The sequence below is a fragment of the Plantibacter sp. MDV22-iso1 genome, from assembly GCF_058408345.1.
Window position 1 is genome coordinate 1 of sequence record NZ_JBZVDY010000003.1, and the last position, 17,091, is coordinate 17,091.

Here is a 17,091-nt window from a genome sequence, read left to right on the forward strand (position 1 = left end):
TGCACGCTGTTGAGTTCTCAAGGATCGGATGCTCCTGCCTTTGGCCATCACGACCGCCCTGCAGGGCAACTTCTCTAACTTACCACTTCTTCGGTTCTTGTCAAGTCGAACCAGGAGCTGATCTACGTGGACCGGAGTCCGCTCAATCCTCACCGCTTCGATGACCCGAGAGCTGGGAAGTTCCAACCTAGTCTTGAAGTGAGACGATCTCAAGTGTGAGTTTGACTCACGTGGAGATGCTCGGCTTTTGGCTGGGTATCAGTCCCACTTGAGGCCGGGAAGCTCTTCCGCTTCCCGCACCTTTGGGGTGACGAGTGATTACTTTACGCAGACCGCCAGGGGCTGGCAAATCCTCGCTGCATCCCGGGCGTGTCGCCCGGATCCACGCGCTTCAGTCCCGATCAGCGTCACCGATGCCGAGCACGGCCGCTGAGCCGGAACCGGCCGCGACGACCGTCGCGACGGCGAGCGGGCTTCCGCCCCAGGCGGTGAACGAGTACTCGTCTCCGGCGGAGTCGACCGACCAACTGCGCTCGCCCGTGGTCGCGTCGATGCCGACGAGCGTGTCGTCGAGCGTCAGCAGGAGGGTCCGGTCGCTGTATCCGACGAGGCTGCCCTCGGCGTCCCGCTCCTCGTATCGGATCTCACCGTCTCGAGCGCCGACGCCGGTGTATCCGCCGTCGCCGTCACCGAGCATGATCGTGTCGCCCACGGTGTAGGCGCCGTCCCAGGTGCTCGTCAGTCCGCTGCGCCACTCGACCTCGCCGGATCGCGGGTCGAGGCGGCGGACCCGCTCCCCCGACTGGTCGGCGACGACCAACAGTCCGCTCGCGTCGAGCACCACCGGCAGTGCCCCGGTCGCCTTCCAGCGCTCGGCGCCGGTGCGGTCGTCCACCCCGCGGATCGTGGTGTCGTTGCCGGAGTAGTCGATCGCGACGAGATCGCCGCCCACCTGCTGGTAGTACCAGGAGAGGTCGCCCTGCCAGTCGATGGTCGATCCGTCGTCGAGCGAGTAGACCGCACCGTCGTAGAAGAGCTTGTCGCCCGCGGTGGTCGCCCGCTCGCCGGCGTCACCACTGACCTCCCAGACCGGGTCGGTCAGGTCCGTCGACCGATAGCGGCCGACCGTCCCGGTGCCGTCGGCCGTGGTCGACGAGATGAGCAGGTCACCCTCGAGACCCGGGACGAACGCCGCCGGCGCGGCGAAGTCGGCGAAGCCGATCCCCTCGACACTCGAGTGCTCTTGCGAGGTGGAGACGACGTGCCCGTCGCGACGGCTCACGGAGACCATGAGGTCCCCCTGACTCAGCACGATCGCGGCCGCATCCGGTGGGGAGACGACCACCGGTGCGTCGAACCGGTCGAACTCCGGCGAGAGCTCGGTGACGCGACGGTCCCAGAGCGTGTGGCCGTTCGCCGTGTTCACCAGGGAGACCACCGTCTCGCCCGGAGCGTCGTCGAGCGTCGTCTGATCCAGTGGCCGGTCGGTCGACCACACGAGCAGCGCGGTGTTGGGGCTCGCGGTGTACCCGTTCAGGTAGAGCTCGTCGCCCGCGGGCACCTCGTCGTCCAGCGGATGCGCGAGTTCCCAGGTTCCGACGGTCGGCTTCGTCGGGAGGTCGCGGAGGAGCGCGAGCCCCTCGACGCGGTGGGGAACGGCCGCGACCACGATGAGCACGACCGCGACGATCGCAGCGACCACGGCGAGTGCGAGTCCGCCGAGGAGGAACCATCGTCGGCGCGAGGGGGTCCGCTTGACCGTGGTGGGCAACGAATCAGGGTGCCAGAGGGCTCGGGGCGCGGTCGCGCTCGGTTCCCCCAGCGCCTCCCCCGCCGCGGTTGCCGAGGCCGGTTCGGCCGCAGCGGGTGTCGCCGCAACCGGAGTCGACGCCGGGGCCGGGGCCGGGTTGGTGGACTCAGCATCTGGAACCGGTGTCGGCACGGCGATCGCCGGGATCGACGTCGCGGTACCGGGGGGCGTGGGCTCAGTGGTGTCGACGTCCGGCGACGGCAGCCGATCGGCTTCACCCGCGGGCGCATCGGTCTCGACGTGGGGTGCATCGGTCTCGACGTGGGGTGCATCGGTCTCGACGAGGTCGCCGTCGTCGGCCGTCATGGGCCGGTCGTCCGCGGACTCCGACTCGGGCTCGTCCATCGATTCGTCCGCCGGCTCCCGCTCGGCCGCCGCCTCGGCCTCGGCCGGTGTCTCCACCGTCGACAGCTCGCCCGTGCGCAGCGGCAGCATGGCCCCACAACTCGGGCACACACCGTCGCGACGGTCGACGATCTCGGTCCCGCACGCCTCGCAGAGCTGCACTCGGAGCATCCCCTTCAGGTTCGATGACGACGACGATGCCGTCGCCGGCGGATCAGGCGGGCACTCCGTCGAGGAACAGCCCGGCGAGGGTGCGCTTGCCGCGGCGCAGCACGGCCACCCCGCCCGTGAGGAACCGGTCGTCCAGGGTCGCGTCGACGTCGTCGATCTTGCGGTTGTTCACCGAGACGCCTCCCTGGGCGACCGCGCGTCGAGCCTCACCGAGGCTCGAGCACAGCTCCGTGTCGACGAGTGCCTGGATGACGAGGGTCTCCGCCGTCACCCGCGCGTTCGGCAACTCCGTGACCGCCGACCGCAGCGTGTCCGCGTCGAGAGCGTCCAGATCGCCCTGACCGAAGAGCGCGGCCGACGCGGCGATGGCCGCATCCGTCGCGGCGACCCCGTGGACGAGCGCGGTGACGGCGTAGGCGAGGGTCTTCTGCGCCTCCCGCTTGAACGGTTCCGACTCGGTCGCGGCCGCCAGTCGCTCGATCTCCACCCGATCGAGGAACGTGAACACCTTCAGCCGGGCGATGACGTCCGCATCGTCGGTGTTGACCCAGAACTGGTAGAACGCGTACGGGCTCGTCATGCTCGGGTCGAGCCAGACCGCGTTGCCTTCGCTCTTCCCGAACTTCGTGCCGTCCGAGTTCGTGATCAGCGGGGTCCCGATCGCGTGGACGGTCGCCCGCTCGACCCGGTGGATGAGGTCGGTGCCGCTCGTGAGGTTGCCCCACTGGTCGCTCCCGCCGGTCTGCAGGACGCAGCCGTATTCGCGGTACAACTCGAGGTAGTCCATCCCCTGGAGGATCTGGTAACTGAATTCGGTGTAGCTGATCCCCGCCTCCGAGTTGAGGCGGGCACTGACCGCGTCCTTCTTCAGCATCGTGCCGACGCGGTAGTGCTTGCCGATCTCCCGCAGGAAGTCGATCGCCGAGAGCGGTGCGGTCCAATCGAGGTTGTTGACCATGCGCGCGGCGTTGTCGCCCTCGAAGCTGAGGAAGCGTTCGATCTGCGCGCGGAGGGACTGCACCCACTCGGCGACGGTGTCCGGCGTGTTCAGTGTGCGCTCGGCGGTCGGTCGTGGGTCGCCGATGAGGCCGGTCGAACCGCCGACGAGCCCGAGCGGGCGGTGTCCGGCCAGCTGCAGCCGACGCATGACGAGCAGCTGGACCAGATTGCCCAGGTGGAGGCTCGCAGCCGTCGGGTCGAACCCGCAGTAGTAGGTGATCGGCGCTCCACCGAGCAGACGCTTCAGCTCCTGCTGATCCGTCGACACATGGACGAGCCCGCGCCAGACGAGTTCGTCCCAGACGTCCTCGAAGGTCGGATCGTTGCGCTGGTCAGGAAGAGCGAGGTTCGACACGCTTGCAAGGCTATCAGCGCAGGATCGGCGGCTGGATCGGGTGCATCGTCACCGGCGCGATCGCGGCGATCGTGATGTGCAGGAATTCCTCTCATTCGTCGGAGTTGTGGAAATACCTACACGTTGCGACTAGGGTGATTCAGCCGAGCCACCGCCGGGAGGAGAGCCGTGTACGTGCTGACCGTCGATCAGATCGCGAGCCGGACCGGCCCTGATCGCGCCGCCGATGTGATCGACTCGATCAACGACCGGTTCGCGGACCGCCTGCTCCTCCAGGCCGAACGCACGGCGGGGGACGAGTTCCAGCTCGCCACCGATGACGCCGAGATCGCGCTCGCCATCGCCTTCGACCTCCTCCGGAATCGCGGCTGGAGCGTGGGCATCGGACAAGGCGACGTCCGACGTCCGCTCCCCGATTCCACCCGAGCCGCGACCGGTCAGGCCTTCTACGCTGCGAGAGAGGCCGTCACTCGGGCCAAACGGGCGCCCTTCCGGTTCGCGCTCGAGGCGGCCGACCAGCAGGGCGGCGCCGATGTCGAAGCGCTCATCGTGCTCCTCCTCCACCTCCGCGATCGGAGGACCGACGGCGGATGGGAGGTCGCCGACCTGCTCGCGGCCGGCGCGACCCAGTCCGAGGCCGCGGCACGACTCGGCATCACCGAGAGTTCGGTCAGTCGCCGGGTCGCGGCCGCCGGAGTCCGAGCCGAAGCCGCGGCGACCACCGCGCTCATCCGCCTCCTGGCGAAGCTCGACCAGGACGCCTCCGTGCACCACCCCGACGACCGAAAGGACGAGCGATGAACCTCGTCACGCTCACGCCCATCACCTGGCCGACCGTCATCGGCCTCCTCGGAAGCGCGCTCGTCTTCCTCCTGCTGGCCCGGATGCTGAGCGCGCGTCTCGCGGATCGTCTCATGGTCGTGGCGGCGGCCCTCATGGTGGTCGGGGCCATCCTGATCGCGCTCGTCCCCTCGGTCCCGCCGACCGGTCCTGCACTCGTGCTCCTCGGCGTCTTCGTCCTGGCCGTCGCGGTCGCCGGCGGTGGTCCGGTCGCCTCCTTCGTCCTCACCCTCGCGACGAAGGGCAGCGTCGCCCCCGGAATCCACGGCGGCATCCTCGTGGAGCGCCGGAACCCGAGCGCCTCGCAGGTCGTCGGACGTCCGATCGAAGTGCTTCGCGGCGGGACCGCCATCGGGATCCTCGAACGGCTCGCCCTCGTCGCCGCGTTGTTCTCCGGCTATCCGGAGGCGATCGCGGTCATCGTCGCGGTGAAGGGTGTCGGACGCCTCACCGAACTCGACTCGGCCGAGGCGCGCGAGCGGTTCATCATCGGCTCGCTCGCCAGCCTCCTCTGGGCTGCCGGGGTGGCGTCGATCCTGCTGCTCGCGCGAGGCTGAGTCGGCGGATCAGTCCACGGCCCTGGGCGAGCGGCGGTAGGGCGAGACGGTCGTCTCCCCCGGCAGCACGAACCGCCACGGGTAGGCGGCTCCCCCACCGACCCCGCTGACGCCCGTCCGCGGACCGGCCGCAGAGGCGAGCGGGCGCTCGGGCAAGCGCAGATCGAAGGGCGGCTCGGCGAGGTCGTCACCCGACTGGTCGAGCGCGATCCCGAGCGCCACGGTGAGCCGCGCCGGTCCTCTGGCCAGGTCGCGATCCGGCACCCGTTCACCGCGTCGCAGCCGCGCGAGCTCCAGGCCCGCGACGACCTCGCCGGCACGCAGGAGGACGGCCGACGCCGTGCCGACGGGTGAGCACACGACGTTGACGCACACGTGCATGCCGTAGCTGAAGTAGGCGTACAGACGCCCGGGCGGACCGAACATCGGACTCGTGCGCGGGGTCGGACCACGGTGCGCATGGGATCCGGGATCCTCGCCGACCCCGAGATAGGCCTCGACCTCGGTGAGACGGACCGACACGGTGCCCTCCGGTGTCGTGTGGGACAGCACCGCTCCGAGCAGCGCGGGCGCGACCTCGAGGGCCGATCCCGAGGTCACCGCCCGCAGCGGACCGGCCGTCGTCATCGGACCCCGCCCCGTCTAGAGCGAGAGGGCCTGCGACAGCGCGCCCACCCGCCCGACGAGCGTCACGAGCTGGTCCTGGACCCGCTCCGGCGCAGTCCCTCCGGCGCCGAGTCGGCTACCGATCGAGCCGTCGACGGTCAGGACGCTCCGCACGGCCGGCGTGAGATGTTCCGAGACACCCGCCAGTGCCGCGTCGTCGGGTTCGTCGAGTGCCAGCCCGCGCTCCTCGCAGTACCGCACGAGCTCGCCGCTGATCTCGTGCGCGTCGCGGAAGGCCACACCCTGCTTGACGAGCCACTCGGCGACGTCCGTCGCGAGGGAGAACCCCTCAGGTGCGAGCTCGCGCAGCCGTGCCGTGTCGAAGCGGAGCGTCGCCACCATCCCGGTGAACGCCGGCAGCAACACCTCGAGCTGGTTCACGGAGTCGAACACCGGCTCCTTGTCCTCCTGCAGGTCGCGGTTGTACGCGAGCGGCAGCGCCTTCAGCGTCGCCAACAACCCGGTCAGGTTCCCGATGAGTCGCCCGGACTTGCCGCGGGCGAGTTCGGCGATGTCGGGGTTCTTCTTCTGCGGCATGATGCTCGAGCCGGTCGAGTAGGCGTCGTCGAGGGTCACGAACCCGAACTCGCGGGTGTTCCAGACGATGATCTCCTCGGCGAACCGGGACAGGTTGATCCCGATGAGCGAGGTGATGAACGCGAACTCGGCGACCACGTCGCGGCTGGCGGTGGCGTCGATCGAGTTCTCCGTCGGCCGGTCGAGCCCGAGCTCGTGAGCGACGAGCACCGGGTCGAGCCCGAGGGAGCTCCCGGCGAGCGCTCCGGAACCGTAGGGCGACGCGCTCGCCCGGGCGAGCCAGTCGCGGAGCCGTTCCAGGTCGCGGGTGAGCGGCCAGGCGTGCGCGAGCAGCTGGTGGGCGAGCAGCACCGGTTGGGCGTGCTGCAGGTGCGTGCGGCCGGGCATGACCGCGTCCGGGTGTGCTTCGGCCTGGGAGACGATCGCGTCGATCAGGTGGATGACGTCGCGGGCGATCACCCGTCCGTGATCGATGAGGTAGAGACGCACGAGCGTGGCGATCTGGTCGTTCCGGCTCCGACCGGCACGCAGCTTCCCACCGAGTTCCTTGCCGGCCCGTTCGACGAGCCCGCGTTCCAGCGCTGAGTGGACGTCCTCATCGCTGTCGGCCGCGACGAACGTCCCGTCGGCCACATCGGCGTCCAGGACGTCGAGGGCTGCGAGCATCCCACCGAGCTCGTCCTCGTCGAGGTACCCCGCCGACGCGAGCGCTTTGGCGTGGGCACGGGAGCCCGCGATGTCGTATGCGGCGAGGACCCAGTCGAACTGCGTGGACTTGCTCAGACGGGCGAGTTCCGGTGACGGGCCGCTCGCGAAGCGTCCGCCCCAGAGGGCCCCGGATTCGCCTGCTCGATTCTGCTGATCTGCCACGATGGGCCTCCTGTACTGCTGGCGTCCGGAGCACTCCGGACTGGTCGGTCGGCCGCAGCCGGGGAAGGGTCAGGCCGCAGAGCCGGCGTGCTGCTGCTCGAGCAGCCACACGAGCAGGGCCTTCTGCGCGTGGAGGCGGTTCTCCGCCTCGTCCCAGATGATGCTCTGTGCCCCGTCGATGACCTCGGCCTCGACCTCGAAGCCGCGGTCGGCGGGCAGGCAGTGCATGAAGACGGCGTCGGACGCTGCGAGCCCCATGAGCCTGCGGTCGACCCGGTAGCCGCCGAAGATGGCCACGCGTTGCGCCTTCTCGTCCTCCTTGCCCATCGAGACCCAGGTGTCGGTGATCATCACGTCGGCATCCGCCGCCGCCGTGTCGGGGTCGGTGGTCACGAGCACGGAGCCGCCCGTCGTCGCGGCGATGCGCTCCGCGTCGGCGACGACGTCCGCTGCCGGGGCGAACTCGGCCGGGGCGGCGATACGGACGTGCATCCCCGCCGTCGCGCCGGCCAACAGGTAGGAGTGGGCCATGTTGCTCGCTCCGTCGCCGAAGAACGACATCGTCAGACCGGCGAGCTCGCCCTTGTGTTCGCGGATCGTGAGGAGGTCGGCGAGGAGCTGGCACGGGTGGAAGTCGTCGGACAGCGCGTTGACGACGGGCACGGTCGTCCCGGCCGAGATCTCCTCGAGACCGGACTGGGCGTAGGTCCGCCAGACGATCGCCGCGACCTGACGTTCGAGGACGCGAGCGGTGTCGGCGGCCGTCTCCTTGCCGCCGAGCTGGCTGTTGGCCGTCGAGATGATGAGCGGTGATCCGCCGAGGTCGGCGATCCCCACGGCGAAGGAGACGCGCGTCCGCGTCGAGGACTTGTCGAAGATGACCGCGACGGTCTGCGGGCCTTCGAGCGGCTTGCGAGACCAGCGGTCGCGCTTCAGTTCGGTGGCGAGGTCGAGGATCTCGGCCTGCTCGGCCGGGCTGAGGTCGTCGTCGCGGAGGAAGTGACGGGTCATGGCTGGTGGTCCTGTTCGTGTGGGTCGATGGCCGGTCAGGCCTGGACGGCGTCGAGCGCCGCGCGGAAGAGGGAGGTGAACTCGTCGATCTCTGCGTCGCCGATGATGAGCGGCGGCGCGATCCGGATGCTCGTCGCATTCGGGGCGTTGATGATGAGCCCACGGTCGAACGCAGCAGCAGACAGCTCGGCCGCCACCGGGGCGCTCAAGCCGATGCCGATGAGCAGCCCGTGTCCGCGGACCTCCTCGACGAGCGGGGAACCGATGGCGGTGATGACGGCCCGCAACTGCTCACCGCGCGCGGCGGCGTTCTGCACGAGACCGGCGCGCTCGATCTCCTCGAGCACCGCGTTCGCCGTCGCGGTGGCGAGCGGGTTGCCGCCGAAGGTGCTGCCGTGCTGGCCGGGTCCGAACAGCCCGGAGGCGGCGCCGAAGGTGACGAGGGCGCCGATCGGCATGCCACCGCCGATCCCCTTGGCGACGGTGATCGCGTCCGGGACGATGCCGTCCCGCTGGAACGCGAACCACTCCCCCGTCCGACCTGCCCCGGTCTGGATCTCGTCGATGATGAGCAGCACGCCGTGCGCCTCGGTGAGTGCCCTGGCACGGGCGAGGTAGCCCTCTGGCAGGTCGATGACGCCGGCTTCGCCCTTGATCGGTTCGAGGATCAGCGCGGCGACCCGGTCGTCGATCGCCGCCTCGAGTGCCTCGATCGTGGTCGGGATGTGCTCGACGCCGCCCGGGAGCGGGTGGAACCCCTCCTGCAGGGCGGGCTTGCCGGTCAGTGCCAGCGCGCCGAAGGTCCGCCCGTGGAAGGAGTTCTCCAGGGTGAGCACCCGGGTCCGCGATCCGTCGCCGTGGTTGAGTCGGGCGAGCTTGAACGCCGCCTCGTTCGCCTCGGCACCGGAGTTCGCGAAGTACACCCGACCGCCCTCGTCCGCTCCGGCGAGACGCTTGAGTCGGGCCGCGAGCTCGAGCTGCGGCGGACTCGAGAAGTAGTTGGAGACGTGCGCCAGCGTGCCCGCCTGGCGCGTGATCGCGCCGACGAACGCCGGATGCGCATGTCCCAGTGCGTTCACCGCGATGCCCGCGAGGAAGTCGAGGTAGCGGTTGCCCTCGGCGTCCCAGACATGGCATCCCTCACCGCGCGTCAGCATGGCGATCGGCGTGTTGAACGTGCGCATCATGTCGCGGTCGACGCGGCTCTTCCAGTCGCTCATGAGTCCTCCGGGACGACCTCGGTGCCTGAGCCGTTCTGGGTGAACACCTCGAGCAGGATGGAGTGGGGTACGCGGCCGTCGATGATGGCAGCCTTGGCGACCCCGCCGTCGACGGCGTCGAGGCAGGCGGTCATCTTCGGGATCATGCCCGATTCGAGCGAGGGCAGCATGGCTCGGAGCTCACTCGTCGTGATCTGCGAGACGAGCGAGTCGCGGTTGGGCCAGTCGCTGTACAGCCCGGCGACATCGGTCAGGATGACGAGCTTGGCGGCACCGAGTGCGACGGCGAGCGCCGCGGCGGCCGCATCGGCGTTCACGTTGAGCGTCTGTCCGGGCTGGTCGAGGTCGGGGGCGATCGAGGAGACCACCGGGATGTTGCCGGCGTCGAGGTAGGCCTGCACCGAGGTCGGGTCGACGCTGACGACGTCGCCGACGAGCCCGATGTCCACGGTCTCGCCGTCCACGACGATCGAGCGACGACGCCCACCGAACAGGCCCGCGTCCTCGCCGGACAGTCCTGCGGCGAGCGGGCCGTGTTCGTTGATCCGCCCCACGAGCTCGGGGTTGACCTGGCCAGTGAGGACCATCCGGACGACCTCCATGGCCTCGGGCGTCGTGACCCGGTACCCGCCGCGGAACTCGCTGTGGATGTCGAGCCGCTCGAGCATCGCGGAGATCTGCGGGCCACCACCGTGCACGACGACGGGCTTCAGCCCCGCGTAGCGCAGGTAGACCATGTCCTCGGCGAACGCCTGCGCGAGTTCGTCGCTCACCATCGCGTTGCCACCGAATTTCACGACGATCGTCTGGTCGCGGAAGGTCTTCAACCAGGGAAGGGACTCGATGAGGGTGGCGGCCTTGATCGCCGCCTCCTCGGGAGAGTTGTCTCGGTACTGGGTCATCATCAGCTCGCGTAGGCGCTGTTCTCGTGCACGTAGTCGTGCGTGAGGTCGTTCGTCCAGATGGTGGCACCCGTGTCGCCGGCGTGGAGGTCGATGAGCACGTGCACGGCGCGCGGTGAGAGGTCGACGCGGTCGCGCGACTGATCCGGCTCGCCGGCCGTGCACACCTGGACGCCGTTCATGGCCACGTCGATCCCATACGGGTCGAACTCTGCGCCCGTGGTCCCGACGGCCGCGAGCACCCGGCCCCAGTTCGGGTCGTTGCCGAAGATGGCCGCCTTGAAGAGGTTGCTGCGGGAGACCGCGCGGGCGACCTCGACCGCGTCGTCCTCGGACACCGCGCCGACGACCTCGATCGCGACGTCGTGGGCCGCGCCCTCGGCATCGGCCTGCAACTGCAGGGTGAGGTCGCGACAGACCTCCGTCAGCGCCTCGGTGAAGGCGGACAGCTCCGGGGTGACGCCGCTCGACCCGGAGGCGAGGAGCGACACCGTGTCGTTCGTGGACATGCAGCCGTCGGAGTCGAGGCGGTCGAAGGTGACGCGGGTCGCGCTGCGGAGCGCCTGATCGAGCTGGGCCGGCTCGAGCACGGCGTCGGTCGTGATGACGACGAGCATCGTCGCGAGCCCGGGGGCGAGCATGCCCGCGCCCTTCGCCATGCCGCCGACGGTCCATCCGTCCGCGCTCCGCACGGCCTGTTTCGGCTTCGTGTCAGTCGTCATGATGGCGGTCGCCGCGGCGAGCCCGGCCGCTTCGCTCGCACCGTCCTGGCCGGCGACCGCGCGGGTGGCGTCCCACACGCCTGCGGTCAGCTTGTCGAGGTCGAGCTGTTCGCCGATGAGCCCCGTGGAGCAGACGAGGACGTCGCCGGCCGAGATCGCGAGACGCTCGGCGACGGCCTCCGCGGTCGCGTGCGTCGTCTGGAAACCGCGCGTCCCGGTGTAGCAGTTCGCGCCGCCGGAGTTCAGGACGATCGCCGAGACGATGCCGTCCTGCATGACCTGCTCGCTCCAGAGGATCGGGTTGGCCTTGCACCGGTTGCTCGTGAACACCGTCGCCGCGTGCTGCAGCGGACCGACGTTGTGGACCACCGCGAGGTCGAGGCCCCCGGAGGTCTTGAGGCCGCAGGCGACGCCCGCCGCGAGGAATCCTGCTGCTGCTGTCACACTCACGGTGCCACTCCATTCACACTCAAGCCGGTCGTCTCGGGGAGCCCGAGCGCGATGTTCGCCGATTGGATCGCCGCGCCGGCGGTCCCCTTCACGAGGTTGTCGACGGCGGTCACGACGACGACCCGTCCCACCGTCTCGTCGACGGCCAGTCCGATCAGCGCGGTGTTGGCGCCGAGGACGTCGGCCGTCCGTGGGAACGAGCCCTCCGGCAGCACCTGGACGAACGGTTCGTCGGCGTAGGCCGTCTCCCAGGCTTCGCGGACGGCTGCCGCCGTGGTGCCCGGGACGATGCGTGCCGTCGAGGTGGCCAGGATGCCGCGCGACATCGGGACGATGACCGGGGTGAACGAGATGGAGGCGCGATCGGCACCGGCCGCCCGGAGGCTCTGCGTGATCTCGGGGATGTGCCGGTGGGTACCGCCGACGGCGTAGGGGTTGGCCGTGCCGAGCACCTCGCTCGCGAGCAGGTTGACCTTCAGGCTCTTCCCCGCACCGGACGGCCCGACGGCGAGCACGGAGACGAGGTCGAGCGGCTCGATCACCCCCGCGGCGATGCCGGGCGCGAGGGACAGGGCGACCGTGCTGGCGTTGCATCCGGGAGCGGCGATCCGCTTGGCGCCGACGAGAGCGTCGCGCCCCCGACCGGTGGACGTCTGAAGCTCCGGCACGCCGTAGGCCCAGGCGCCGAAGTAGTCGCCGCCGTAGAACGCGTCCCAGTCGGCTTCGTCGACGAGCCGGTGGTCGGCTCCGCAGTCGACGACGAGGGTCTCCGGTGGAAGGGATGCCGTGACCTCACCCGACTTGCCGTGCGGCAGGGCGAGGAAGACGACGTCGTGTCCCGCGAGCACCTCCGGCGTCGTCGCCTCGAGGACGAGATGCCGGAGGGAGCGGAGGTGTGGCTGGTGATCGACGAGCGGTTGACCGGCGTTCGCGTGCGCGGTCACCGTCCTGACGTCGAAGTCGGGGTGGTCGGCGAGCAGCCGAAGCAGCTCGCCTCCTGCGTAGCCGGATGCTCCGGCCACCGCTACAGAGAAGGACATGGCTCTACCTTATTGAGTGGACGCTCGAGGGGCGGAGGCGGCGACGCCTGGACGACGGCACGATCACCTGGACCGTGCGAGCACCGGGGTCGCCTATCGTCGCTCTGCGGTAGCGCGTGCGGACACGGGACGGCGGAGGGCGCGGAGCGTGATCGCCCGCGAAGAACCCTGTGCCTGGAAACGTGCCATGTCGAGAGCGTACTACGACGACGAGGATGCCGACGAATCCGCGCCCGGCGCAGCCCGCTCCGCGATGAGCGCCGCCTGCACCCGCGACCGTGCGTCGAGCTTCACGAGGATCCGGGACACGTGCGTCCGGGCCGTCGCCTCGGACAGCCCCAGCACGGTCGCGATCCCCGCGTTGCTCAGGCCCTCGCGCAGTCGCTCGAGGACCTCACGCTCCCGCGGTGTCAGCGTGGCCAGACCGGGGTGCTCCGGAGCCGGTGCCGGCGCGACCGGAGTTCTGGCCGCGGCGAGACGTTCGAGGACTCGGCGGGTCACCTCCGGCGCGAGCACCGCCTCGCCCGCATGCACTCGTCGGATCGCATCGACGAGACCGGCAGCGGAGACCGTCTTCACCAGGAAGGCGTTCGCCCCCGCCGCCAGCGCCTCGTCGACGTACCGGTCGAGGGCGAAGGTGGTGAGCATGATGATGCTCGGCGGCGGGGTGACGGCGGCGAGGATGGCCGGTATCGCGTCGATCCCGGAGGCACGCGGCATCTGGACGTCGAGCAGCACGACGTCCGGTCGGTGTCGCACGGCTTGCGCGACGACGGCCTCACCGTCCGCCGCCTCGGCGATGACCTGGATGTCGTCCGGCTCGTCGAGCAGCGCCCCCAGACCCGCTCTGACGGCCGCGTGGTCGTCCGCGATGAGGACGGTGATGGTCATGACGCCCCTCCTGCAAGGGCGACCGAGGCGGTGGAGGGCGACGCTAGGGTCGGCACGGTGAGCGCCGTCCGCCAGTCGGGACCGTCCGGCCCCGCGACGAGGTCGCCTCCGACCAGACGTGCCCGCTCGGCCAGGCCGACGAGGCCGACCCCACCGGACCCGGCGAGCACCGAAGACGTGGCCGCCGTCGGCATCGGGTTGCTGAGCGTGACGGACAGGGCGCCGGGTGGAAGCGAGACCTCGACCCGCACGGCTGCTCCCGGTGCGTGCTTCGCAGTGTTCGTCAGGCCTTCGACGAGCGTGCGGAGGCCGACGATCGACGTCTGCGCGGGGACTTCGGCGAGCGCCGCGTCCTCCGGTGCCCGGACCTCCACCTCCAGCCCGTTGGCACGCGCGACCTCGACTGCGCGGCGGACCGACTCGGCCGTGAGTCGGTCCGGAGCCTGGGTCAGGTCGTCGGCCGACTGGTCACCGCGGAGCACGTCGATCATCGTGCGCATGTCGGCGAGCGCGTCGAGACTGCTGGTCCGGACGAGTGCGAGGCTGCGCCGGAGCGCCACCGGGTCGGTGCCGTCGCGTCGTTCCAGGGCCGCCGCCGACTGCATCGCGATCGCCGAGAGGTGACCGGCGATGACGTCGTGCAGCTCCCGGCTGAGCTCGAGCCGTTCACGGGTCACGGCGTCCTGCCGGAGCGCAGCCGCTGCCTGGGCGATCGTGTCCGCGCGCTCGCGCTGGCGTTCGGCCTCGAGGCGGGGGTACCGGACCATCCTGCCGTACCAGATCGAACTCGCCAGGATGACCGGGACGATGATGAGCGAGCCGAGGACCACTCCGCGACCGAGACGGGTGACGGCCTCGACGTCGTCGGTGAACCAGATCACCGCGAAGACACCGACCGACACGACGGCGAGCGCGGTGCAGGCGAACGCGGCGACGTCGATGACCCGGGACCGCGAGTAGAGCGCCGCCGCGTAGGCGAGGTCGGACACGACGATGAGCATCCCGAGGCCGCTGCCTCCGGTGGTGAGCGCCTCGGCGAGGGCGATCAGGATGCCGACGGCCAGCGTGGTCAACGGGCGTCGGCGGCGGAGCAGGTGCACCGCCAGGATGGCCGTGAGGAAGACGAGGGTCAGGAGGAGCGGCGGTTCCGACACGGTCGTCCCCCAGGGGACATGGATCCCGAGGAGGGCGAACAGGAGTCCCATGGCTGCGCACACCGAGGTGATGACCGGCTCCCGGTGTCGATCCACCCATGCGCGCGGTCCTTCGAGAGCAGCCATGCCTCCATCACATCAGCTCGAGCCGCGCGCCGCGAGCGTCGGAGGGACGAACCCGCGTACGCAGTTCCGCTGACCCCGTCGCCGGAGGATCAGCAGCACGGTCGATGTGGCACGGCATCATCCCGCGACACCATCGGAACATGGACAGCTTCACTGAACTCTTCGGCACGAGCCCGCTCATCTGGGCCATCCTCGGCGCGGAGGCCGCGTTCTGGATCCTCCTCTTCGGCGGGCTCGCGGCCCGCTACCTCCTCCGGCGGCGCCGGCTCAGCGCGATCATGTTGATCGGTGTACCGGTCGTGGACCTCGTCCTCCTCGTCCTGACCGCGATCGACCTCGCGTCCGGCGAGGAGCCGAACGTCACGCACCTCCTCGCGACCCTCTACCTGGGCTTCACGGTGGCGTTCGGGCACACGCTCATCACGAAGGCGGACGTCTGGTTCGCACACCGGTTCGCGGGCGGTCCAGCACCGCGGCCCAAGCCGAAGTCCGGTCCCGCGTACATCCGTGCCGCCTGGTCGGAGTGGCGTCGGGTGGTCCTCGCCGTCGTGATCGCGATCACCGGGCTCCTCGCGATGCAGGCCATGATCGGCTGGAGGGTCCCCGCGTCCTTCGCCCTCGCGAACGAGGACGTCATCTGGGGCATGATCATCAAGCTCGTCGCGATCACGGCCATCTGGTTCGTCGCAGGCCCGGTGTACGCCGCCGTCTTCCGGAGCTCCGCGCCCGCGCCTGACACCACGGAACGGGTTTCACATGCAGCCGAGTCATCTCAGGGGCGCCCCTAACGGCGTTCTATCTCATATCTGAGATAGAGTGACGACATGGAAGACACGGCAACGTTTGAACGAACGGACCCTGCGGCACCGCTCCGGCAGGTCGGAGCACTCATCCGCGGCGCCCGACAGGGACGCAAACTCACCCAGGCCCAGCTGGCGGAACGCGTCGGCACGAGCCAGAGCGCGATCAACCGGATCGAGCAGGGTAGTCAGAACATCAGCATCGACCTCCTGAGCCGGATCAGCACCGCGCTCGAGAGCGAGATCGTCAGTTTCGGCGAACAGAAGAAGAACTCGCACCTCCGTGTCCAGGGCGGCCGACAGCTGCACGGGACGATCGCGGTGCGTTCGAGCAAGAACGCCTCGGTCGCGCTCCTGTGCGCCGCACTCATGAACCGCGGCCGCACCACGCTGCACGGCATCGCCCGGATCGTCGAGGTCGACCGCATCATCGACGTCCTGCGCAGCCTGGGCGTCTCGGTGGTCTGGTCGCCCGACGGCCAGGACGTCGAGATCCACGTCCCGGACGACCTCTCGCTCGAGAGCATCGACGAGGACGCCGGTCGCCGGACCCGCAGTGTGCTGATGTTCCTCGGTCCGCTGCTCGGCCGCTACGACACCTTCGCCCTCCCCTACGCCGGTGGTTGCGACCTCGGGACCCGCACCGTCGAACCGCACCTCATCGCGCTCCGGCCGTTCGGCCTGTCCATCGAGGCGACCGCCGGCTGGTACCAGGCCACCGTCGCCCCCGACGTGCCCGAGGAGCTGAGCGTCGTGCTCACCGAGCGGGGCGACACCGTGACCGAGAACGCCATCATGGCCGCCGCGGTGCGCGACGGCGTGACGATCATCCGCAACGCCAGCCCGAACTACATGGTGCAGGACCTGTGCTTCTACCTGGAGCTCCTCGGCATCACCATCGAGGGCATCGGGAGCACGACGCTCCGGATCACCGGCCGCAGCGTCATCAACGAGGACGTGGACTACTGGCCGAGTGAGGACCCGGTGGAGGCGATGAGTCTGCTCACCGCGGGGATCGTCACCGACTCGGAGATCACCGTCACTCGCGTGCCGATCGAGTTCATGGAGATCGAGCTCGCGACGCTCGGCGAGATGGGACTGCGCTACACCCGCTCCCCCGAGTACGCGGCGGCGAACGGTCGGACCCGACTCGTCGACGTCACCGTGCACCCCTCGAAGCTGCACGCCCCGATCGACAAGATCCACCCCATGCCGTTCCCAGGGCTGAACATCGACAACCTCCCGTTCTTCGCGGTCATCGCGGCCTGCGCCGAGGGCGACACGCTCATCCACGACTGGGTGTACGAGGGCAGGGCGATCCACCTCACCGACCTGACGCGGCTCGGCGCCAACGTCCGTCTGCGCGACCCGCACCGCATCGACGTCTCCGGGCCGACGCACTGGTCCGGCGCCGAGGTGAGCTGCCCTCCCGCGCTGCGACCGGCCGTCGTCATCCTGCTCGCCATGCTCGCCGCGAAGGGTACGAGCGTGCTCCGCAACGTCGACATCATCGCTCGCGGGTATGAGCAGCTGCAGGAGCGGCTCATCACTCTGGGTGCGTCGATCGAGACCTTCCGCGACTGAGTTCGTCCCGCCAGACGGACGCGGCCCCGCAGATCGTCGAT

The 17,091-nt window shown here is 69.8% G+C and carries 15 protein-coding genes; 4 read left to right on the forward strand and 11 right to left on the reverse strand.

What is annotated here, in order from left to right; all coding sequences use genetic code 11:
- Positions 1-391: 391 nt before the first annotated feature.
- Positions 392-2,326: an outer membrane protein assembly factor BamB family protein gene (locus tag AC4PMY_RS14875; protein WP_491623094.1), complete on the reverse strand. Its 1,935-nt coding sequence runs from the start codon at positions 2,324-2,326 to the stop codon at positions 392-394.
- A gap of 43 nt (positions 2,327-2,369) precedes the next feature.
- Entirely contained in the window at positions 2,370-3,680 is a 1,311-nt protein-coding gene (gene tyrS / locus AC4PMY_RS14880) for a tyrosine--tRNA ligase (RefSeq protein ID WP_064294407.1), read from the reverse strand.
- Between the two features lie 168 nt (positions 3,681-3,848).
- On the opposite strand from tyrS, the gene AC4PMY_RS14885 reads away from it, so the two are divergent.
- Both AC4PMY_RS14885 and AC4PMY_RS14890 read left to right on the forward strand, forming a co-directional pair.
- The gene (locus AC4PMY_RS14885) at positions 3,849-4,481 is read left to right on the forward strand and encodes a DNA-binding protein (RefSeq protein ID WP_491623095.1); all 633 of its coding nucleotides are present in this window, start codon (positions 3,849-3,851) and stop codon (positions 4,479-4,481) included.
- A complete protein-coding gene (locus AC4PMY_RS14890; protein ID WP_071262286.1) occupies positions 4,478-5,077 on the forward strand; it encodes a hypothetical protein in 600 nt (199 codons plus the stop codon). The genes AC4PMY_RS14885 and AC4PMY_RS14890 overlap by 4 nt, the downstream gene beginning before the upstream one ends.
- 9 nt (positions 5,078-5,086) lie before the next feature.
- Here the strand turns inward: AC4PMY_RS14890 and AC4PMY_RS14895 are convergent, their stop codons facing one another.
- The 9 genes from AC4PMY_RS14895 to AC4PMY_RS14935 all read right to left on the reverse strand — a co-directional run bounded on the left by AC4PMY_RS14895 (position 5,087) and on the right by AC4PMY_RS14935 (position 14,666).
- Positions 5,087-5,704, reverse strand: a complete 618-nt coding sequence (locus AC4PMY_RS14895; RefSeq protein ID WP_491623096.1) for a DNA-3-methyladenine glycosylase — start codon at positions 5,702-5,704, stop codon at positions 5,087-5,089.
- 15 nt (positions 5,705-5,719) lie between these two features.
- Positions 5,720-7,150, reverse strand: coding sequence for an argininosuccinate lyase (gene argH, locus AC4PMY_RS14900; protein ID WP_064294411.1), 1,431 nt, complete (start codon positions 7,148-7,150; stop codon positions 5,720-5,722).
- A gap of 69 nt (positions 7,151-7,219) precedes the next feature.
- A complete protein-coding gene (argF, locus tag AC4PMY_RS14905; protein ID WP_064294412.1) occupies positions 7,220-8,161 on the reverse strand; it encodes an ornithine carbamoyltransferase in 942 nt (313 codons plus the stop codon).
- A 35-nt stretch (positions 8,162-8,196) separates the two neighbouring features.
- Positions 8,197-9,381 (reverse strand): acetylornithine transaminase, encoded by a 1,185-nt coding sequence (locus AC4PMY_RS14910; RefSeq protein WP_491623097.1) that lies wholly within the window; start codon positions 9,379-9,381, stop codon positions 8,197-8,199.
- Positions 9,378-10,283, reverse strand: a complete 906-nt coding sequence (gene argB, locus AC4PMY_RS14915; protein ID WP_426738564.1) for an acetylglutamate kinase — start codon at positions 10,281-10,283, stop codon at positions 9,378-9,380. Before argB ends, AC4PMY_RS14910 begins: the two co-directional genes overlap by 4 nt.
- 2 nt (positions 10,284-10,285) lie before the next feature.
- The gene (gene argJ / locus AC4PMY_RS14920) at positions 10,286-11,455 is read right to left on the reverse strand and encodes a bifunctional glutamate N-acetyltransferase/amino-acid acetyltransferase ArgJ (protein WP_491623098.1); all 1,170 of its coding nucleotides are present in this window, start codon (positions 11,453-11,455) and stop codon (positions 10,286-10,288) included.
- Positions 11,452-12,495, reverse strand: coding sequence for an N-acetyl-gamma-glutamyl-phosphate reductase (gene argC, locus AC4PMY_RS14925; RefSeq protein ID WP_064294415.1), 1,044 nt, complete (start codon positions 12,493-12,495; stop codon positions 11,452-11,454). The genes argJ and argC overlap by 4 nt, the downstream gene beginning before the upstream one ends.
- A 201-nt stretch (positions 12,496-12,696) precedes the next feature.
- Complete coding sequence (locus AC4PMY_RS14930; RefSeq protein ID WP_071262291.1) at positions 12,697-13,386, reverse strand: response regulator; 690 nt, start codon at positions 13,384-13,386, stop codon at positions 12,697-12,699.
- A complete protein-coding gene (locus AC4PMY_RS14935; protein WP_139205491.1) occupies positions 13,383-14,666 on the reverse strand; it encodes a sensor histidine kinase in 1,284 nt (427 codons plus the stop codon). The genes AC4PMY_RS14930 and AC4PMY_RS14935 overlap by 4 nt, the downstream gene beginning before the upstream one ends.
- Positions 14,667-14,806: 140 nt before the next feature.
- On the opposite strand from AC4PMY_RS14935, the gene AC4PMY_RS14940 reads away from it, so the two are divergent.
- Together AC4PMY_RS14940 and AC4PMY_RS14945 are read left to right on the forward strand one after the other, a co-directional pair.
- On the forward strand, positions 14,807-15,454 hold the full coding sequence (locus AC4PMY_RS14940; protein ID WP_491623099.1) for a hypothetical protein: 648 nt from the start codon (positions 14,807-14,809) through the stop codon (positions 15,452-15,454).
- Positions 15,455-15,490: 36 nt separating this feature from the next.
- Positions 15,491-17,050 (forward strand): helix-turn-helix domain-containing protein, encoded by a 1,560-nt coding sequence (locus AC4PMY_RS14945; RefSeq protein ID WP_064294418.1) that lies wholly within the window; start codon positions 15,491-15,493, stop codon positions 17,048-17,050.
- Positions 17,051-17,091 lie beyond the last annotated feature (41 nt).